Origin of the sequence: Candidatus Njordibacter sp. Uisw_002 (genome assembly GCF_047730155.1) — a bacterium.
In the GTDB taxonomy this organism is placed as follows: domain Bacteria; phylum Pseudomonadota; class Gammaproteobacteria; order Pseudomonadales; family Balneatricaceae; genus Njordibacter.
Genome location: NZ_CP159832.1, coordinates 658,003 through 677,916, shown reverse-complemented (window position 1 = coordinate 677,916; position 19,914 = coordinate 658,003). Strand labels below are relative to the sequence as shown.

General features: G+C 43.8%; 24 protein-coding genes. 10 read left to right on the top strand and 14 right to left on the bottom strand.

What is annotated here, in order from left to right; translation table 11 throughout:
• Position 1: 1 nt before the first annotated feature.
• From ABXT42_RS03300 to zapE, 5 genes are all read right to left on the bottom strand, one after another.
• The gene (locus tag ABXT42_RS03300) at positions 2–1,264 is read right to left on the bottom strand and encodes a cytochrome b (RefSeq protein ID WP_443628948.1); all 1,263 of its coding nucleotides are present in this window, start codon (positions 1,262–1,264) and stop codon (positions 2–4) included.
• Complete coding sequence (gene petA, locus ABXT42_RS03295; protein WP_443628947.1) at positions 1,264–1,860, bottom strand: ubiquinol-cytochrome c reductase iron-sulfur subunit; 597 nt, start codon at positions 1,858–1,860, stop codon at positions 1,264–1,266. Before petA ends, ABXT42_RS03300 begins: the two co-directional genes overlap by 1 nt.
• A 179-nt stretch (positions 1,861–2,039) precedes the next feature.
• A complete protein-coding gene (gene rpsI, locus ABXT42_RS03290; protein ID WP_443628946.1) occupies positions 2,040–2,432 on the bottom strand; it encodes a 30S ribosomal protein S9 in 393 nt (130 codons plus the stop codon).
• A gap of 10 nt (positions 2,433–2,442) precedes the next feature.
• Positions 2,443–2,871, bottom strand: coding sequence for a 50S ribosomal protein L13 (rplM, locus tag ABXT42_RS03285; RefSeq protein WP_443628945.1), 429 nt, complete (start codon positions 2,869–2,871; stop codon positions 2,443–2,445).
• Between the two features lie 252 nt (positions 2,872–3,123).
• On the bottom strand, positions 3,124–4,302 hold the full coding sequence (zapE, locus tag ABXT42_RS03280; RefSeq protein ID WP_443628944.1) for a cell division protein ZapE: 1,179 nt from the start codon (positions 4,300–4,302) through the stop codon (positions 3,124–3,126).
• A gap of 124 nt (positions 4,303–4,426) precedes the next feature.
• On the opposite strand from zapE, the gene ABXT42_RS03275 reads away from it, so the two are divergent.
• Entirely contained in the window at positions 4,427–4,936 is a 510-nt protein-coding gene (locus ABXT42_RS03275; RefSeq protein WP_443628943.1) for a YhcB family protein, read from the top strand.
• Positions 4,937–4,945: 9 nt separating this feature from the next.
• Here ABXT42_RS03275 and ABXT42_RS03270 read toward each other — a convergent pair whose 3' ends face one another.
• Positions 4,946–5,707, bottom strand: coding sequence for a Nif3-like dinuclear metal center hexameric protein (locus ABXT42_RS03270; protein ID WP_443628942.1), 762 nt, complete (start codon positions 5,705–5,707; stop codon positions 4,946–4,948).
• 112 nt (positions 5,708–5,819) lie between these two features.
• On the opposite strand from ABXT42_RS03270, the gene ABXT42_RS03265 reads away from it, so the two are divergent.
• From ABXT42_RS03265 to cmoB, 3 genes are read left to right on the top strand one after another with little or no spacing between them, the layout of a single operon-like run.
• Positions 5,820–6,968 carry a S1C family serine protease gene (locus tag ABXT42_RS03265; protein ID WP_443628941.1) on the top strand — a complete coding sequence of 383 codons (1,149 nt, stop codon included), beginning with the start codon at positions 5,820–5,822 and terminating at the stop codon, positions 6,966–6,968.
• A gap of 4 nt (positions 6,969–6,972) precedes the next feature.
• A complete protein-coding gene (cmoA, locus tag ABXT42_RS03260) occupies positions 6,973–7,722 on the top strand; it encodes a carboxy-S-adenosyl-L-methionine synthase CmoA (protein ID WP_443628940.1) in 750 nt (249 codons plus the stop codon).
• Positions 7,723–7,769: 47 nt separating this feature from the next.
• Positions 7,770–8,741 carry a tRNA 5-methoxyuridine(34)/uridine 5-oxyacetic acid(34) synthase CmoB gene (gene cmoB, locus ABXT42_RS03255; RefSeq protein ID WP_443628939.1) on the top strand — a complete coding sequence of 324 codons (972 nt, stop codon included), beginning with the start codon at positions 7,770–7,772 and terminating at the stop codon, positions 8,739–8,741.
• A 58-nt stretch (positions 8,742–8,799) separates the two neighbouring features.
• Here cmoB and hisD read toward each other — a convergent pair whose 3' ends face one another.
• From hisD to ABXT42_RS03215, 8 genes are all read right to left on the bottom strand, one after another.
• Positions 8,800–10,107, bottom strand: coding sequence for a histidinol dehydrogenase (gene hisD, locus ABXT42_RS03250; protein ID WP_443628938.1), 1,308 nt, complete (start codon positions 10,105–10,107; stop codon positions 8,800–8,802).
• A gap of 1 nt (position 10,108) precedes the next feature.
• Positions 10,109–10,753 (bottom strand): ATP phosphoribosyltransferase, encoded by a 645-nt coding sequence (gene hisG, locus ABXT42_RS03245; RefSeq protein ID WP_443628937.1) that lies wholly within the window; start codon positions 10,751–10,753, stop codon positions 10,109–10,111.
• Between the two features lie 16 nt (positions 10,754–10,769).
• A complete protein-coding gene (murA, locus tag ABXT42_RS03240; RefSeq protein WP_443628936.1) occupies positions 10,770–12,026 on the bottom strand; it encodes a UDP-N-acetylglucosamine 1-carboxyvinyltransferase in 1,257 nt (418 codons plus the stop codon).
• A 64-nt stretch (positions 12,027–12,090) separates the two neighbouring features.
• The gene (locus ABXT42_RS03235; RefSeq protein ID WP_443628935.1) at positions 12,091–12,333 is read right to left on the bottom strand and encodes a BolA family protein; all 243 of its coding nucleotides are present in this window, start codon (positions 12,331–12,333) and stop codon (positions 12,091–12,093) included.
• Between the two features lie 158 nt (positions 12,334–12,491).
• A complete protein-coding gene (locus ABXT42_RS03230; RefSeq protein WP_443628934.1) occupies positions 12,492–13,103 on the bottom strand; it encodes an MlaC/ttg2D family ABC transporter substrate-binding protein in 612 nt (203 codons plus the stop codon).
• Positions 13,104–13,153: 50 nt separating this feature from the next.
• Positions 13,154–13,615, bottom strand: coding sequence for an outer membrane lipid asymmetry maintenance protein MlaD (gene mlaD, locus ABXT42_RS03225; protein ID WP_443628933.1), 462 nt, complete (start codon positions 13,613–13,615; stop codon positions 13,154–13,156).
• Positions 13,612–14,394, bottom strand: coding sequence for a lipid asymmetry maintenance ABC transporter permease subunit MlaE (gene mlaE / locus ABXT42_RS03220; protein WP_443628932.1), 783 nt, complete (start codon positions 14,392–14,394; stop codon positions 13,612–13,614). Before mlaE ends, mlaD begins: the two co-directional genes overlap by 4 nt.
• Positions 14,387–15,241: an ABC transporter ATP-binding protein gene (locus ABXT42_RS03215; protein ID WP_443628931.1), complete on the bottom strand. Its 855-nt coding sequence runs from the start codon at positions 15,239–15,241 to the stop codon at positions 14,387–14,389. Before ABXT42_RS03215 ends, mlaE begins: the two co-directional genes overlap by 8 nt.
• 163 nt (positions 15,242–15,404) lie before the next feature.
• Here ABXT42_RS03215 and ABXT42_RS03210 point away from each other — a divergent pair, with 163 nt between their 5' ends.
• The 6 genes from ABXT42_RS03210 to lptB are packed head-to-tail and all read left to right on the top strand — an operon-like array spanning position 15,405 to position 19,859.
• Positions 15,405–16,349, top strand: a complete 945-nt coding sequence (locus ABXT42_RS03210; RefSeq protein ID WP_443628930.1) for a calcium/sodium antiporter — start codon at positions 15,405–15,407, stop codon at positions 16,347–16,349.
• Between the two features lie 23 nt (positions 16,350–16,372).
• The gene (locus ABXT42_RS03205; RefSeq protein WP_443628929.1) at positions 16,373–17,380 is read left to right on the top strand and encodes a KpsF/GutQ family sugar-phosphate isomerase; all 1,008 of its coding nucleotides are present in this window, start codon (positions 16,373–16,375) and stop codon (positions 17,378–17,380) included.
• Between the two features lies 1 nt (position 17,381).
• Positions 17,382–17,948, top strand: a complete 567-nt coding sequence (kdsC, locus tag ABXT42_RS03200) for a 3-deoxy-manno-octulosonate-8-phosphatase KdsC (protein WP_443628928.1) — start codon at positions 17,382–17,384, stop codon at positions 17,946–17,948.
• The gene (gene lptC, locus ABXT42_RS03195; RefSeq protein ID WP_443628927.1) at positions 17,948–18,523 is read left to right on the top strand and encodes an LPS export ABC transporter periplasmic protein LptC; all 576 of its coding nucleotides are present in this window, start codon (positions 17,948–17,950) and stop codon (positions 18,521–18,523) included. The genes kdsC and lptC overlap by 1 nt, the downstream gene beginning before the upstream one ends.
• Positions 18,524–18,525: 2 nt before the next feature.
• Positions 18,526–19,089, top strand: coding sequence for a lipopolysaccharide transport periplasmic protein LptA (lptA, locus tag ABXT42_RS03190; protein WP_443628926.1), 564 nt, complete (start codon positions 18,526–18,528; stop codon positions 19,087–19,089).
• Between the two features lie 44 nt (positions 19,090–19,133).
• Positions 19,134–19,859, top strand: coding sequence for an LPS export ABC transporter ATP-binding protein (lptB, locus tag ABXT42_RS03185; RefSeq protein WP_443629431.1), 726 nt, complete (start codon positions 19,134–19,136; stop codon positions 19,857–19,859).
• Positions 19,860–19,914: the final 55 nt, after the last annotated feature.

The following is a 19,914-nucleotide window of genomic DNA, read 5'->3' as shown; positions in this document are numbered from 1 at the left end:
TCTAGACTACCCTTTCTGGAACAGGTTTGGTGGTTTCCATACGCGTGTAAAACGGCATGAGAATGAAGTACAAGAAGTACAATAAAGTACATACTTGCGCCACTGTTGTGCGACCTTCAGTTGTAGCCAAAGTACCTAGGTAACCCAAAATAACAAAACTCACCACAAATATAGCTAACCATACGCGGCTCATCCAACCTTTGTAACGCATAGATTTGACTGGACTACGGTCAAGCCAAGGCATTACAAATAGAATAGCAATAGCGCCACCCATGACAATCACACCCAAGAACTTAGCATCTAAACCAAATAGTGGTTGAGTAATTGCACGCAGCATAGAGTAGTAAGGGGTAAAGTACCAAACAGGAGCAATGTGTTCTGGTGTCTTCAAAGAGTTAGCTGGCTCATAGTTTGGTTTCTCAATAAAGTAACCACCACCCTCTGGGAAGAAGAAGATCACTAAACAGAACACTGTTAAGAACACGCCCACAGCAACCAAATCTTTAATAACGTGATATGGCCAAAAAGCTGCGCCGTCAACAGGCACACCATTTTCATCTTTATTTTGGTCAATCTCGATACCATCTGGATTATTGGAACCCACATCGTGCAATGCCAAAATATGCAACACAACCAAACCTAAGATAACCATTGGCAAGGCAATAACATGCAATGAGAAGAATCGATTTAAAGTGATGCCAGAGATTAAATAATCACCACGAATCCATTGCACAAGGTCTTCACCTACAACAGGAATAGCACCTGCCAGAGATAAAATAACCTGAGCACCCCAGTAAGACATTTGCCCCCAAGGCAAAAGGTATCCAAAGAAGCCTTCAGCCATAAGCGCTAAATAAATCGCCATACCAAATAGCCAAATTAGCTCACGTGGTTTTTGGTAAGAACCGTACATCAAGCCTCTGAACATATGTAGATAAACCACAACAAAGAAAGCTGAAGCACCCGAAGAGTGCATGTAACGGATAATCCAACCCATTTCCACATCACGCATAATGTATTCTACTGAAGCAAATGCGCCCTCGGCTGTAGGTTCATAAGACATCGTTAGCCAAACACCTGTTAGGATTTGGTTAACTAGAACGAGCAATGAAAGGACACCAAATACATACCAAACGTTAAAGTTTTTAGCAGCATAATATTTAGACATGTGGTCTTGCCACATTTGAGTCAGTGGAAAGCGATCATCAATCCAGCGAACAATACCACTTTCCGCCTTAGCGCGGTTAGGATTACCTACTCCCATTATGCATTACCTCCATCTTCGCCAATAAGAATAACAGTGTCACTCTCATAAAAATGTGGCGGAATTTCTAAATTTGTTGGGGCTGGCTTACCTTTATATACTCGACCTGACAGGTCGAAGGTAGAACCATGACAAGGGCAATAGAAACCACCCTGCCAGTTAGCGTCAAAAGCAGTTGGAACAACCTCAGGGTTGTATGTTGGAGAACAACCTAAATGGGTACAAAGGCCAATCATAACAATGACCTCATCACGCAACGAACGCACTGGAGTGTTCGGCACATACGTAGGCTGTTTAGCATCAAACGAATCTGGGTCGGCTAAGCTACCATTTAAGGTGTCCAAATTAGCCAATGCTTCTGCGCTACGGCGCACAATCCACACTGGTTTTCCACGCCACGCAACGATCATTTGCTGACCTGGCTCTAGCTTACTAATATCCGCTTTGACTGCTGCACCCGCCGCTCGGGCTTTTGCACTTGGGTTCCAAGAGGCTACAAAAGGGGTTAGCGCAGTTACACCGCCAACAGCACCCACAACTAAGGATGCGCCGACTAGCACACGACGTCGGGTCGGATTTGCGACTTCATTACTCATTCAATTGGTCTCCAGCTGAGCTGTAAAATTTCTGGCCTAATTTTAAAGGAAAGGCACTAAATAGACAAGGTTAAAGCCCCATACTCACCATACAAAAAGGATTGATTTTAGCGAAGGCATAAAAAACCCAGCAACATGGCTGGGTTTTTTTTGAATGCACCAAAAGGATGCAATAAAGCTTAACGCTTTGAGAACTGAGGACGCTTACGCGCTTTGCGCAAACCAACCTTTTTACGTTCAACTTCACGAGCGTCACGGGTAACAAAACCAGCGGCACGCAAGCTAGGGCGCAAGGTTTCATCAAAGTTCATCAAGGCACGAGTGATGCCGTGACGGATAGCGCCAGCTTGACCAAAACCACCACCGCCTTCTACGGTGATGAATAAATCAAACTTTTCAACTGTCTCGGTCAACTCTAACGGTTGGCGAACAATCATACGAGCTGTTTCACGACCAAAATAAACATCCAACTCGCGGCTGTTTACAGTGATGGCACCAGTGCCAGGAGTCATGAACACACGAGCGGTAGAGGTCTTACGACGACCAGTACCATAATATTGAGTAACTGCCATGATCGTCTCCTTACAGGGTCAATGCTTGTGGTTGTTGCGCTTGATGTGGATGCTCAGTACCAGCATACACTTTAAGCTTGGAGTACATAGCGCGGCCCAAAGGACCTTTTGGCAACATACCTTTAACAGCGAATTCAATGGTGCGCTCAGGAGCGTGATCAACCATTTTTTCAAAAGACATAGAACGCAAACCACCTGGATAACCAGTGTGACGGTAGTACATTTTATCTTTTGCTTTATTGCCAGTTACGCGAACTTTTTCAGCGTTAACAACAATAATATAATCGCCAGTATCAACGTGAGGAGTGAATTCTGGCTTATGCTTGCCGCGTAGGCGACGAGCGATTTCTGTAGCCATACGACCTAAAGTTTTACCTTCAGCATCGACAACGTACCAATCACGGGTAACGTCAGCTGGTTTAGTACTTACGGTTTTCATGTAAATAACCTGTTTAATGGCCCATCTAATTGGACCTACCTATAATTATTGAGTTATTGCACCGTATTGAATAAAGCCTTGAACAGACCATACTTACCCATTACCGCCAATAACGTGCCTAGCAGCCTGCGCCCCTAACAACCCTAACTGCAAAACAGAAAAAGCCAACACAGAAACTGCGAGGGCAAATTATACAGGACAAACTAACCCTTTGTTAAGCCTTAAAGTGAATGTTTTTAAGGCTTTTAGCAATTATACCGATACATTACCTACAATATGGCCACAAGCCAGGTATTCATAGGACTGCATTTCTTGCAACCTACTTAATGTGCGCGCGAACACAAAGTCCAATTGGCCGCCACCGTACAGTTTTGCTAAAGGCACTTCAGCTGAAATAATGACTTTTAAATTAGCGTCATAACAAACATCAATCAAGTTAACAAACCGCCTAGCCTGATCCTCCATGCCCGCAATTAAGTGCGGTACATTGCTAATGATTAAACCATGAAATTCATAGGATAATTCCAAGTAATCATTTTGAGAACGAGGCTGCACACACAACTGATCAAAAGTGAGCCAAATAATGCCGTCAGCCTTTTTTATGTAGCTAAAATTACGGCCATTAATATTAATCACATCCTGCTCACTTGAAGCTACAGCACTACTCAAAGGTGCCAATTGAGACGATAAGTTTGAGTTCAACTTAGGCGAAAGCACCGCAAAGCCTTCGGCTAAACTTCTATCAGTCTGCTCACCTAAAGGCCAATAATACAGCTGGGCCTGTGACAGTGTACGTAAACGATAATCAACACCACCATCTACGTTAACGATATCCGTGTGTTGCTCTAATAATTTAATGGCGGGCAAAAAGCGCTGCCGCTGCAAACCATTCTCATATAGACCTTTAGGCTCTATATTTGACGTAGCTATTAGCACTACACCCAAATCGAACAACCGATCTAACAACTGCGCCAAAATCATCGCATCAGTAATATCAGTTACAAAAAATTCATCAAAACAGATGACTTTAGATTCGTTTGCAAGCTCCTGCGCCACCACCAATAATGGATTTTTCACACCCTTATTGAGCGTCAAACGGCGATGAATATCACGCATAAATCGATGGAAATGGGTACGCTGCTTGTTTTCAAATGGCAGACAGTGATAGAAGACATCCATGAGGTAGGTCTTACCGCGCCCTACTCCACCCCAAAAATAAAGCCCTTTTATAGCAGCATGATGATCAACACTACCAACGCCCCATCCAGAGATCCTCTGATGCCAGCGTAATGGCTGTGCCTTGGCGTCATTAAACTTACATAAATCTATATAAAGTCGCTGCAAATGCTCTATAGCATTGCCTTGAGCGACATCTAAAGAAAAACCCAACTGCTGCTGGTCCTTGCGGTACTGTTCTATCGGTGAAGGCATATGGGGCATCAAAATAGTAGATAGTGTGAATAAATGAACGACTTAGGAAGTATCTTAGATGTACTAATGCGCTAATTCAATTACAATAGTAGCTTCTGAGACACTTTATTGAAAGGAGCAGACAGTGGATTTACTCAGCAACGATTGGTTTTTTTGGCTAGTACTTCTAATACTTTGCATAGGTATAGGTTTTATATTGGGACGTACCAACAATAGCGACCTTAAGCGACAGAACCAACTTAGCAAACAACTACAAGATGCTCACACTGAGCTTGCAGAATACAAAGAGCAAGTAAACCTGCACTTTGCCGATACTGCAGCGGCCGTTAACCAGCTCACTGAAAGTTATCGAAATGTGCACCAACAACTTGCCAAGGGCGCCCAAAGCTTATGCGATGATCCTGATGCCGCTAGCAGCTTAGAGACTATAGCAGGACCTTCTGAAAGCACGATTGAACACCAAGAACAGCCAACTCAAACGATCCGCCCACCTATGGACTATGCCCCAAACAACACTAGCAAAGAGCATGGCACCTTAGATGAGCGTTACGGTCTCAAACCTAAACAAGAGCCAATAAATCCAGCTGCTTACGACATCCCTGTATCGCCTTCATCTTCTAATCAAGCGAAGTAAACAGATATACTATGCAGGGCTAGGTATATCTACAAATTCACATTCTAGACCTAATTCTTGCTGCAAATGTGCAGCAAGAGCCCTCGCCCCATATCGTTCAGTAGCATGGTGGCCAGCGGCAAAATAATGTACATTATTTTCTCGCGCAACGTGCACTGTAGATTCAGATATTTCACCAGAAACGTATGCATCCAAGCCCAGCTCAATAGCTTTTTCAATCATGCCCTGAGCCCCACCAGTACACCAACCAATACGTTTTATAGGCTTAAGTGGGCTATCAATATGTAACGCTTCACGCCCCAGCACCTTTGAAATATGCTGTTGCATGTGAGCACCTGTAATAGGCTCCTTTAAGGTGGCATATAAGCCTAGCCCAGTCACACCGCTTGACTGCATATGAGCATCAGGCACCCAGCCCATAAGCTTACCTAACTGAGCGTTATTGCCCAGCTCAGGGTGGCAATCTAGAGGCAGATGGTACGCTATTAAATTAATGTCATGCGCCATCAATGACTTGATTCGCTGCTTTTTGATGCCCACCAATGGATATGTTTCGTTGCGCCAAAAATACCCATGATGTACCAGTAAAGCATCCGCTCCATAAGCTATGGCTTCATCTATTAGTGCCTGACTAGCAGTCACCCCAGCAACTATCCGCTGTATTGTTTGCGCACCTTCAATCTGAAGACCATTAGGTGCATAGTCATTAAATTGATGAGGTTGTAGCAACTGATCTAAATAGGTGATTAATTCTTTACGCTCAATAGCCATTCAAATACCTCGTGTGTTTTTTTGCCTTTAACATCACCAAAGTTTACACTATAGCCAAGCCTTTCAGACACATCTGGCAGAAATTTTATACCATCATCGATACTCTAACAATATGACCCGCTCATTGATCAAGTATTTATTACGCTTTGCCCTTGCTGGCATACTGCTTGCCACCGCCCTCATCTTCGCCTCACCGCAGTGGCTTTCACAAAAAACTGGCATCCCACTATGGTCTCAAAAAGCCTCTGAAACAACATTCAATACAACACACAGCTACGCCGACCTGCTTGAAGCAACTATGGGCTCTGTAGTACGCATCTATAGCCAAACCTCAACGACACCGACCAGTCTAGCGCTATTACAAGACCCCCATTACGCAAGCATATTAGAAGGTCAATTAATCGACATTGTCGCTAGTGATGTAAATTTAGGATCTGGGGTAATTGCAAGCCGAGATGGACACATACTTACTAATAATCACGTTATTGAAAACGCTGAGCGCATTCAAGTCAGCTTAGCCGATGGTCGCTTTGCACCTGCTCTTTTAGTAGGCACTGACCCTGCAACCGATCTGGCGGTCATAAAAATTCAATTAGATAACCTTACCCCTGCCAAAGTCCCCATTAATTTAGATTCTCGTGTTGGTGATATCGTATTTGCCATTGGCAATCCCCACGGCTTAGGTCAATCGGTATCTATGGGTATCATCAGTGGCAAAGAACGCAATCGGCTAGGCCTGAACACGTTTGAAAGCTTCATTCAAACCGACGCCGCAATCAATGCCGGCAACTCAGGTGGCGCTTTAATCAATACCAGAGGTGAATTAGTGGGCATTAATACTGCTCACTTTTACAATTCCTCAACCAGCGCAAGAAGCCAAGGCATAGGCCTTGCTATACCCATTAACATAGCATTTGACGTGCTACAAAGCCTCGTGCAAGAGGGCGTAGTCATCCGTGGCTGGTTGGGGATAGATTTTAATGTATTTAAACGTCAATATAGCCAAAATGCATTCTCATCAAAAGAAGCTACAGGCATCATGTTATCTGGTGTGTATGCTAATAGCCCTGCTCATATTGCAGGGTTAAAACCTGGCGATTTAATCACTCACTTTGACGGCAATGTGGTGAAAGATTGGAATGAGTCATTAAAGTATGTCACTAGTCTAAGTCCAGGCAGTGAGCTAGATATAACTTATCGCCGTAGTGATGACACTTATACTGTCACAGCCATTCTTGGCACCCGTCCAACTGCTAAGTAAACTTATGACCATGACTACTAAAAACACCCCTAATGCCTTAGATAAAATCTTTGCAAAACCCCTAGAGACGCCTGCGCCATTTGAGTTTAATGCGCAGGTGGCTGATGTATTTGAGAATATGATTCAGCGATCAGTTCCTGGCTATCATTTTTTGCTTGATGTGATAGGTTTGCTTGCTGCTCGCTACGGCAAACCTAATAGCAACTGCTACGATCTTGGCTGCTCCCTTGGCACCATGACCTTGCGTTTGCGCCAAAATTTACCAGCTTATGCCCATGTAATAGGTGTCGATAACTCTGCAGCAATGGTAAGTCGCTGCCAACACAATATGGCTAGAGACCAAAGCCAAGCCAGCTATGAAATCCGTCATCAAAACCTACAGGACACCCCGATAGACAATGCATCCATGGTGATTCTCAACTTTACCCTGCAGTTTATTGCCGACATTGAAAGGCCTAGTATTCTAAAAAATATCGCCAAGGGTATGCGCCCTGATGGGGTACTACTGTTAGCTGAAAAAGTATGTTTTGAGGACCCTGAGCAAAATGATTTACAGGTCGATCTATATCACGACTTTAAACGATACCAAGGTTATAGTGACCTTGAGATCGCACAAAAGCGTGCCGCACTAGAAAATGTACTAGTGCCAAATACCTTAGAGCAACATCGTCAACGGTTGCTTGATGCTGGCTTTAGCCGCGTTGAAACTTGCATGCAGTGTTTTAATTTTTGCGCTTTGCTTGCTTTTAAATAACGCTGCACTGCATCTAACAACACTACAATCCTATTATCGAGACCATCATGGGCATAAATTTAGAGGCTTTTTTTGAGCACACCAAACACTCAGTACTGGAGCAGTTTCATTCACAGCTGCGCCAAGCCCTAGATCAACACTATCATCAAAAAATCCATGGCCGCTCGATTGAATGGGATGCCGCACTTAATGCTATGCCACAGCTGGACAAAGCTGAGTTCACCTTTAACGACAAAAGCGTCACCATATCCAAGCCTGATAGCCTCAATTTAGATCATTGCGCTTATAAGCAACATCTCAAAGCATTTATGCCTTGGCGTAAAGGCCCATGGAATTTACTGGGCGTAGAGATAGACACAGAATGGCGCTCAGATTGGAAATGGCAACGAATTGTTCCACATATAAGCTCCCTTGAAGGTCGACAGGTGCTGGATATTGGCACAGGTAACGGCTACTTCTTATACCGTATGTTAGGCGCTGGGGCTCGCCTTGCACTAGGAATTGACCCCACACGAATCTTTCTATATCAATTCCACGCTGCACAGCGATTATTACCCCCAAACGGCGCGCACCTTTTACCCTTGAGAAGTGAACACTTACCGGCTTTTGGCAGCTTCGACACGGTATTTTGCTTAGGCGTGCTATACCACCGACGCTCACCCATAGATCACATCCAAGAATTGATGTCTTACTTGAGACCAGGCGGAGAATTAGTGCTGGAAACGTTGGTAGTACCTGGTGACATAAACACCATACTTGTGCCACCAGAACGCTACGCGAAAATGTCTAATGTGTGGTTTTTGCCCAGCACCCAAGCCCTAGAGAATATGTTACATAAGTTGGGATTAAAAGACATTCGCACAGTCGATGTTACTCAAACAACAAACCAAGAACAAAGAGCAACAGATTGGATGAATTTTCACTCGCTTGCAGACTTCCTTGATCCAAACGACCCTAATCTTTCAGCTGAAGGACACCCCGCACCACTGAGAGCTACTATCGTTGCTACCAAAGCCTAGCAGGACCTTATCAACACTAAAAAATAGCTCGCAAACACGCAAGCTATTTTTACACCACTTAGTCGATGATGCGATATTCAGCAGAGCGGGCATGAGCCGTTAAACTTTCTCCACGGGCCAATATAGAGGCCACTTTGCCCATGGCGCTTGCTCCTTGCTCTGAAAATTTAATCAAAGAAGAACGTTTTTGGAAATCATATACACCCAAAGGTGATGAGAAGCGGGCAGTGCCAGATGTTGGCAGCACATGGTTGGGGCCTGCACAATAGTCGCCTAACGCTTCTGCTGTGTGGCGCCCCATAAAAATAGCGCCAGCGTGGCGTATTTTTGGCAACATCGACTCAGGATCAGCTACTGATAGTTCTAAATGTTCTGGAGCAATACGATTAGAAATATCAATCGCTTCTTGCATGTCTGCCACTTGAATTAGAGCGCCTCGTTTTTCAATGGACGCTTTAATAATGCTATTACGCTCTAATGTAGGAAGTAAGGCCTTAAAAGATGCCTCTACTTGGTCTAAGTAATCTTTATCTGGGCACAATAAAATGGATTGAGCTTGTTCGTCGTGCTCTGCTTGTGAGAATAGATCCATAGCTACCCAATCAGGGTTAGTTTGTCCGTCACAAATTACTAAAATCTCTGACGGCCCCGCAATCATGTCAATGCCACAAGTACCAAATACTGCTCGCTTTGCAGTAGCCACGTAAATATTACCTGGGCCCACAATTTTATCTACTTTTGGCACCATTGAGGTACCATGAGCCAGAGCTGCAATAGCCTGAGCTCCGCCAATTGCAAATACACGATCCACGCCAGCAATCGCAGCAGCAGCTAAAACTAAAGGATTAACCTTACCGTTAGGCAGAGGCACTGTCATTATAATCTCTTTCACACCAGCTACTTTAGCGGGTATGGCGTTCATCAAGACAGACGAAGGGTAACTCGCCTTGCCACCTGGCACATAAATACCCACACGATCCATTGCTGTGATCTGCTGCCCAAGCACTGTGCCATCAGCTTCAACATAACGCCAGGATTCTTGTTTTTGGTGCTGATGATAAGAGCGAATACGATCTGCAGCTACTTGCAAAGCTTCTCGCTCTTCATCAGTAACGTCAGCAAGAGCTTGTTCAAGCTGTTGCTGAGATATTTCAAGCTCTGATGCTGCTTTAAACGGGGTGCGATCCAACTGATTTGTTAGTTGTAATAATGCGGTATCACCCTGAACTCTAACGCGTTCAATAATATCAGCAACCGTCTTTTGTACTCGTTGGTCTGATACGCTCTCCCAGCCCAACAGTTGATTCAATTTAGACTCAAAGTTGGCCTTGGAGGTATCTAATCTATTTACTTTTAAAAACTGCATATTAACGCCCTTGGTTAGCGTTGACCGCTGCTGATAACTGTTCAATAAGAGGGCCTATACGGCCGTGCTTAAGCTTCATGGCAGCTTCACCTACTACCAATCGACTACTGATCATAGCGATTTCTTTAAGAGGCTCTAAACCATTGGCTTTAAGGGTATTGCCTGTATCAACAATATCTACAATTTGATCGGCCAAACCTAAAATAGGGGCCAATTCCATGGCGCCATAAAGCTTAATAATATCAACTTGCTGGCCCTGTTCGGCAAAGTAGGCTTTAGTGATATTAACGAACTTAGAAGCCACCTGTAAGCGCCTACCTGCTGGTGCAGCACCTACTGGTGCGCAAGTCATGAGCCGGCACTTTGAGATTTGTAAATCCAAAGGCTCATATAAACCACTACCACCATGCTCTAGCAACACATCTTTGCCAGCCACACCCATGTCTGCTGCACCGTTAGCAACGTAAGTAGGAACGTCTGTGGCACGAATCACTATAAACCTGACCCCTGGCTGAGTGGTCTCAAACACTAGCTTACGACTGGTATAAACATCTTCTAAAGGCTCTATTCCGGCACTTGCAAACAAAGGTAAGGTCTCTTTTAAAATACGACCTTTAGACAATGCGATGGTTAAGCTGTTGGGCATGTTGTTATTTTCTCAGTTAAGCTACGCGCTTGATAATAGCGCCTAAAGCGCCCATTTTTTCTTCTATACAGTCATAGCCACGGTCAATATGGTAGATACGATCAATGATTGTTTCACCATCAGCTACTAAAGCAGCAATCACCAAACTAGCCGACGCCCTTAAATCAGTTGCCATTACGGGGGCTGCCTTAAGACGCTCGATGCCTTGCTGGATTACTGTATTACCCTCTACTGCCACTTGAGCACCCATACGCGCCATTTCATCAATGTGCATAAAACGGTTTTCAAAAATAGTTTCAGTAATACGCCCACTACCTATAGCAATCGCATTGAGTGCCGAAAACTGAGCTTGCATATCTGTGGGAAAACCTGGGTAAGGTGCTGTTTTTAAATTCACAGCTTTTGGCCGTTTGCCGTGCATATCCAAAGTAATCCAATCATCACCAACAACTATTTCTGCGCCAGTTTCTTCCAACTTAGCAAGTACCGCTTCCATAGTATCAGGACGAGTATCCTTCACTTTAATTCGTCCACCTGTTACCGCTGCAGCCACTAAATAAGTGCCTGTTTCAATCCTGTCTGGCAGAACGTCATACTGGCAACCATGAAGTTTTTCGACGCCTTGTATGCGTATTGTTCCAGTACCGTGGCCCGTAATCTTAGCGCCCATAGCAATTAAACATTCAGCTAAATCCACTACCTCAGGCTCACGAGCAGCATTATCCAGCACTGTTTCACCTTCAGCCAGAGTTGCTGCCATTAAAATATTTTCAGTACCTGTTACTGTCACAGTATCAAAGAAGATGTGTGCACCTTTAAGACGATCAGCCTTGGCACGGATGTAGCCATCTTCTACAGTAATGGTGGCACCCATGGCTTCTAAACCACGAATATGCAGATCTACCGGTCGACTACCAATGGCGCAACCACCAGGCAAAGATACTTCTGCTTCGCCAAAACGCGCCACCAAGGGCCCCAATACCAAAATAGATGCACGCATAGTTTTAACCAAGTCATAAGGTGCTATGCAATGATCAAGCGTGGTGGCATCTATCTCTACACTTAATTTGTCCCCTACCAGCAAAGACACACCCATACGACCCAATAATTCGATCATGGTGGTAACATCATGCAAGTGTGGCAAATTACGAATTGTGACAGGCTCTTGAGCTAACAAAGTAGCGGCCAAAATAGGTAGTGCCGCATTTTTTGCACCAGCAATACGAATCTCACCGTCCAGAACCTTACCGCCAGTAATGCTTAATTTATCCATAATATTTTCGCCAAATATGTGTATGTATTAGGTGTGTTGGGTACATTAGGTTTAGCAGCGTTAGTTAAACACTTACACTTTGCCATTGATCAGCTGTATAGGTTTTAATTCCTAGCGCATGTATTGATCCATCTGCAATTTGATCAGTCAAGCAGCTATATACCAACTGTTGTTTTTTAACTGGTGATAAGCCTATAAAAAGATCACCAATTACAGTCACTTGAAAGCTACATCCTTCGCCACTTGGGATCACTTGAGTGCCCACAAGTTGCTGTTCAATAATTTGTTTAACTTGTTCTGCGTCCACAATATTCTCCATGGGGTCATAAATAAGGGGGTATAAATTAGGACTTATAACTTTAATACAAGCGAAGCACCAAAAACAAAAAAACAAGGGTGCGATAAGCGCGTTAGTATAGCAAAATACTCACCTCTATCGCCACCGTTGCCCGTAATTGAATAGCTTTAAGACGGATCATTCCAAAAAGCAATCACGTCATCAATACTACCTTTATTTTGAGCCATTTCACTTGCGAATTGTTGCCTGAAGGCTAGCCCTAAGTTGATACCGTCAAGGGTGACATTGGTCACCATCCAGCCTTGTTTGCGCTTTTTCATAGCGTAATGCAAATCGTAAGCTGCGCCATTAGCATAGATCTTCACCCACACGTTTTGTCGCCCAGGCTTAGCCTTACTACTTGGATTAGCTTGTATTTCAAAATCATTAATCCTAAACGCTAGCACTGCACCGGCATAAGTGTTGAGTAATGATTGTTTAAAAGCAATGCTAAATTCTTCTATTTGCTGCTGTGAAGCTTGGCGATAATATTTGGCCATCACACCTTTAGCGATACTATTAAAATCAATCACACCTGCTAACACACCCTCCATACCTAAAAAAAGCTGGGCCTCATCAAATTTAACGGCCTCACCTTCTGCCTCAGTACTAAGAGCCGCCTCCAGTCGTCCATTTTCTAATAAAACAACCATGGCCCTTGTGCTTCGCTCAATGACTTTACTCGCATCATCCCATTCTGCGGCTTGAACAGTTGCCACGCATAACGCAAACCATGCCATAAAAACTACTTTTATCGTGTGTTTATACAAATCTATCATCTTCGTTGTTCCTATGTATTGTCACCAAAATTGAGCAAAAACTGACCGATCAAATCTTCTAAAACAAGGGCAGATTGGGTGTCTTCAATCACGTCACCATCTACCAATACATCCTCTTCAGCTCCAACGGTTAGGCCAACATATTTTTCCCCTAACAAACCAGATGTAAGAATACTGGCACTAGTATCTATGGATAAATAATTCACTTGGCCATCAATTTTCATATGTACCTGCGCTTTCAATGCATAGGGATCTATACCCACCGATACAACCTCTCCTACTACCACACCAGCCATGGTTACTTTAGCTTTTGGCGAAAGGCCAGCAGCGTTTTCAAACAGCGCTGTAACAGTATAATGGTCAGCGTTGCGAGACATGGAGCCTCCACTCACTTGTATGGCCAATGTTATTAAAGCTGCTATTCCAGCCACCATCATTAGGCCTACACTTAGCTCCAACCATCTTTTTTTCATATTGTGCCTCCAAACATTAGCGCCGTTAAAATAAAATCAAACCCAAGAATAGCTAAAGAGCTATAAACCACAGTGCGGGTTGTCGCGGCGCTAATACCCTGTGATGTTGGGATACATGAATAGCCCTGATACAAAGCCGTCCAGCTAATCAAAAACGCAAAGACCACGGCTTTAACCATGCCATTAAGAACATCCTCATTAAAATCTACCGCTTGCTGCATATTGCCCCAGTATGAACCGCCATAAACACCTAACCAGTCCACAGCAACTAAGTAGCCACCATAAATACCTACCAAGCTAAAAATTGCTACTAATAAAGGTAGAGAAATCATACCCGCCCAAAAACGTGGTGCCACAATACGGTGCAATGGGTCCACACCAAACATTTCTAAGCTTGCTAACTGCTCAGTGGCCTTCATTAGTCCAATTTCTGCTGTTAAAGCAGAACCTGCTCTACCCGCAAATAGCAAAGCGGCAACTACTGGAGATAACTCCCTCACTAACGTTAATGCTACCATTTGGCCCACTGCCTGCTCAGAACCATAGGCTGAGAGTAAGGTATACCCCTGCAAACCCAATACCATGCCAATAAACAAAGCTGACACAAGTATAATAACCAGAGACTGAACACCTACTATATAGAGTTGCTGAATAAGCCTAGAAATGCTTGAAATTTTAGGCTTTACCACAATAGCCTGCAACAGCATCAACAAAGCTTCGCCCATACGTATCAATTTACCCAGAGCAATGCTGCCTATATCAGCAATAACGTTAATCATGATTTAAGCCCCTTAATTCTTCTTGCAAAGGCGGTGCAACAAAATGAAAAGGAATCACTCCATCTGCTTCCCCATGAATAAATTGTTTTACTGCCGGATCTTCACTAGCCTTTAGTTCGTCAGGACTCCCTTGAGCAAGCACTCTTGAGTGTCCCAACAAGATCACTTCATCAGAAATAGCAAACGCTTCAGTAATATCATGAGACACCAGTACACTAGTCAACTGCATTTGAGCATTGATGTGCTTTATCAATCTTTGGAGAACAGCCATGGCAATCGGGTCTTGTCCAGCAAACGGCTCATCATAAAGAATCAGTTCTGGCTCAATTGCTACAGCACGAGCTAATGCAACTCGCCTAGCCATACCTCCTGACAACTGAGATGGCATAAGGTCTCTTGCACCGCGCAACCCTACCGCCTCTAGCTTTAACAAAACTCGGTTGTACAGGTCGTCAGCACTAAGATTTAAGTGTTCTCTCAAAGGGAAGGCAACATTGTCAAATACTGATAGGTCTGTAAATAAGGCCCCACTTTGGAACAATACACCCATACGTGAGCGCAATTGATTAAGGTGTAAGGTGTTAAGTAAAGCAACATCTTGCCCAAACAAAAAAACCTGACCTTCATCTGGCTGAAGTTGACCTCCGATTAGGCGCAAGAGCGTTGTTTTACCTGATCCACTTGCCCCCATAATGGCGGTGATTTTTCCAGTCGATATAGTACAGCTTAAATTTTTAAAAATTGCCCGATCAGCGCGATAAAAGGTAACATTTTTAATTTCAATAATGCCTTTTGGCGTCATAGGCGCGGCTCCAATTAAGTGCTCATTAGCACTCGTATACGCCATAATTAGCGCTGAAAAATATATACTTAAGTTTACCATTGCCACGCTTAAGTGCAAAGAAACTTGCAAATTGTGTCGACTCTTGTTTTCATTGCCCCTCACGGTTTGACTAGGCCCTTTAAAGACGCCTAGTCGCCAGTTTTTCACCCTTTCATTAGATTTTTATATGCTTATTGCAATTATTGCCGTTCTGGTTGGTTTAGGCCTGCTCATCTGGAGTGCCGACCGATTTGTTGACGGCGCATCAGCTACTGCTGGTCATTTAGGCATGTCCCCTATGCTTATTGGTTTAACCATTGTAGCCTTTGGCACTTCTGCACCAGAAATGCTCGTATCAACTATGGCGGCCTTAGATGGCGCTCCAGGATTAGCCATTGGCAATGCTATTGGCTCTAATATTGCCAACATTGCCTTAGTACTAGGCGCCACAGCACTAGTATCCTCCATACCTATCCGAGGTGATTTAGTTCGCACTGAACTACCTATATTAACCGTCGCCACCCTTGGCGCTGGTATTATATTATTAGACTATTACCTAGATCTGGTAGACGCCATGCTACTGCTTTTTGGTTTAGTCTTATGTTTATATTTATTTAAACGTTACCAATGTCAGCATCCAGAAGATCAAACCACCCCCCAAGCCAGCATGAGCTTAAAAAAGGGCATTATTTGGCTTATTTTAGGCTTAGTTGTTTTAGCTATTGGCTCAAGAATCTTAGTGGGTGGCGCTGTTCACATTGCCACTGCCCTTGGCGTCAGCGAAATGATCATAGGCCTCACTATTATAGCCATAGGCACAAGCTTACCTGAACTAGCAGCATCTATTATGAGCGCTCGCAAAGGCCAGCACGGCATCGCTTTAGGAAATGTAATTGGCTCCAACATTTTTAATTTGCTAGGAGTGATGGCAATACCTGCCCTTATCAGCCCAGTAGTTATAGAGGCCGATGCTTTATGGCGTGATTACGGGTTGATGCTTTTGTTAACTTTATTTTTATTTGCTGTTGGATTTAAGGCCCGCAACGGGGGCAGTATTAGCCGCTTCATGGGTATCTTGCTGCTGTTGATCTATGTCATGTATATGCTTTTACTTTATACTAATGCTACATAATTTATGCATAAGCCCAAGGAGAGATGTTGAGCGATAATAATACCCTACAGCCCAGCCCAGCCCAGACGACACTATTTGCCGAATCAGCCTTGCGCACCATCGGCTTAGAGCAGGCTGCTATTGCAGAGCTTACCATTCGTATAGATGCAACATTTGTACAAGCATGCCAGATACTAATGGACTGTTCGTCTAGAGTGGTTCTTTTAGGCATGGGTAAATCTGGCCATATTGCCAATAAAATAGCGGCCACTTTAGCCAGTACTGGCACGCCAGCTTTTTTTGTCCATCCAGGTGAAGCCAGTCATGGGGACATGGGCATGATTACACCTAGTGATGTAGTATTAGCATTGTCATACTCAGGCACCACTAGCGAAATAGTCACCTTATTGCCCATGTTAAAACGCTTAGGCAGCCCCCTCATTGCTATGACAGGGGCACCGAATTCCATTTTAGCTAAAGCGTCAGATGTGCACCTTAACGTGCAAGTTAGCACTGAAGCTTGTCCCTTAAATCTTGCACCCACCTCTAGCACCACTGCAAGCTTAGTCATGGGTGATGCTCTTGCTATTGCTTTATTAGAAGCAAAAGGCTTCAGTGCTAAAGATTTTGCTTTTTCGCACCCAGGGGGCGCTTTAGGTAGGAAATTATTATTAAAGGTGAGTGATATAATGCACTCAGGCAAAGCATTACCAAAGGTATCACAAGACACCCGCTTTGCTGACGCGTTAATGGAAATGACTCAAAAAGGCATGGGAATGACTGCGGTAGTTAATACCAAAGGGCAACTTGCCGGCATATACACTGATGGAGATTTACGTCGCAGCTTAGACCATAGTCAAGATTTGCGCGAATGTCACATCAGTACGTTAATGACGCGTGACCCCGTTAAGGCACATGCCGACATGCTAGCCGCACAAGCGCTAAAGCTCATGGAGCAACATAAAATAAATGCTCTCATTGTGTGTGATGAAAAAGATCAACCGGTTGGGGCTATTAATATGCACGACTTGCTAAAAGCAGGGGTGATATAACATGCCCTGTGCACAGCTTAAAACGATTGACCTTACTCGGCAGGCTAGCTGTGTGCGCTTGCTTGCTTTAGATGTAGATGGTGTATTGAGTGATGGGAAGCTGTATTTTGGCAACCAAGGTGAAGAAATAAAAGCCTTTAATAGCTTAGATGGTCACGGCATAAAAATGCTCCAAGCCTCTGGCGTAAAAGTAGCTATAGTCACAGGAAGAACATCAAATATAGTCGCACAAAGGGCAAAACAATTAGGTATTGAGTTAGTTTTGCAAGGCAGAGAAGATAAACTCAAAGCTTTGTATGAACTCACTGAACACTTGCGCTTAGACTGGAATGCAATGGCCTACATAGGAGATGACTTGCCTGACTTAGCGGCTATCATCAAGGTTGGCTTAGGCATCAGCGTGCCTAATGCAGCCAAAACAATGGCACAATACAGTCAGTATGTCACACGACTAAGCGGCGGACACGGCGCCGTAAGAGAAGTTTGCGACTTAATCATGCAAGCCCAAGGCACATGGGATGAGGCATTAGCGCCATACCTATCTACTCAGATCACAGCAGAACCTTAATGGGTGCGTTACTTAAAGGCCGTTGGCTATATATAAACCTAGCGACTTTCGGCTTGTCAGTGCTGCTCTTTTGGTGGTGGCAACAAACAACCCAACAGACTATAGAATCAGAAGCTAAGTGGATTCCTGACTATTACCTGACTAACGCTACCATCAGCCAATACAATAACGATGGTGAACTGTTCTCTAACATCAGCGCTTTGAAATTTACTCACATTCGAGAGTTCGATTCCACAGATATGCTCCAACCTAGATTCAATATTTACCTAAAAAACTCTGACGTCGCCTGGTTTGGAAAAGCTGATGAGGGACTCATATTAGATTCTGGGGCACAAATTAACCTTAGTGACAAAGTGCTAATAACCAATGGCCCAGATCTTAACAAACCTCTTAGCTTAACGACTCAAAGCTTAAGGTTATTCCCCAACCAAAGCTACGCCGTGTCAGATGAAATAGTCACTTTAACCGGCAAGTATAGCCACTTGACGGGCACTGGAATGCAGCTCACACTGGACACACAACGGTTATTGTTCTTGCATCAGGTCAAGGGCTCCCAATATGTACCAAGGAATTAATTATGTTATCGCTCCCCCTGCCTGCTTTTAAGACACCAACTATGAACAACTGTCCAAAACTTTCAATATTTTTTCTTACCTGCACCCTATGCTTTTCAAGTCCATTATCTTGGGCCCTTGATAGCGACCGCCAACAACCGTTGGAAATTGCAGCTGATCAAGCTGAACTTAATGAAGGTGAGGGTTTTTCAATATACTCTGGCAATGTCATTATTACCCAAGGCTCAATAAAAATTGAAGCCTCTACGGTTAAAGTTACCTTTAACGATGATGGCATAGATACGATGTTAGCCACAGATGGCCACCATGACGGCTTGGCCTATATGAGTCAGCAATCAGAACCTAACGCAACAGGTCAAAGTGAAGTGATGGAAGCGTGGGGTGAGAGCATTGATTTTCAAGTTAACACTGAGTTCTTAACTCTATTAGGTCGCGCCAAACTCATTCAACAAGGCAACCAATTTAGCGGGCATCAAATCCTGTTTGATATGCCCAAGGACAGTGTAAAAGCCTCCGGTGGTAAAGGTAAACGAGTTAATATGATATTTTTACCTAACGCTAACTAATATCCACTTAAAAAGAAGATCAACACCCACACATGCTTAACAAGATAGCTACATTAGAAGCAAAAAACCTTGCTAAATCATACAATAAGCGCGCTATTGTAAAAGACGTCAACATTCGTATTGAAGCGGGTCAAGTGGTGGGGCTACTTGGGCCAAACGGTGCTGGGAAAACCACTTGTTTTTATATGATAGTGGGTTTGGTGCAAGCGGATCGTGGGCAAATATTTATTAATCAAGAAAATATTTCTAATGAGCCTATGCATGGAAGGGCCCGCAAAGGTATCGGCTATTTACCCCAGGAAGCCTCAGTATTTCGCAAGCTTAGCGTAGCACAAAATATCTTAGCCATATTGCAAACCCAAAAAAACCTTACAAAAACACAACGTCTTGAAAAGCTAGAAGTCCTTTTGTCAGAGTTTAACATTACTCATATTCGAGATAGTCTTGGTCTAAGTTTATCAGGCGGTGAACGACGTAGGGTTGAGATTGCTCGTGCTTTAGCGAGTGAACCCCAATTTATTTTGCTAGATGAGCCCTTTGCGGGAGTAGACCCCATATCAGTAAAAGACATCAAACACATTATTAAGCAGTTGAAAGATAAGGGCATTGGCGTGTTGATCACTGACCATAACGTAAGAGAGACATTAGATATTTGTGACTTAGCTTACATCGTCAGTGAAGGCTACATTTTAGCCCACGGAACCAGTAGTGATATATTAGCGAATAAACAAGTAAGAGAGGTATACTTAGGTGACGATTTCAACCTATAGCTTTAACAAGAGCAAAGCCAAAGGTCTATCAAACAACTTTTTAGTAGCAATGAAT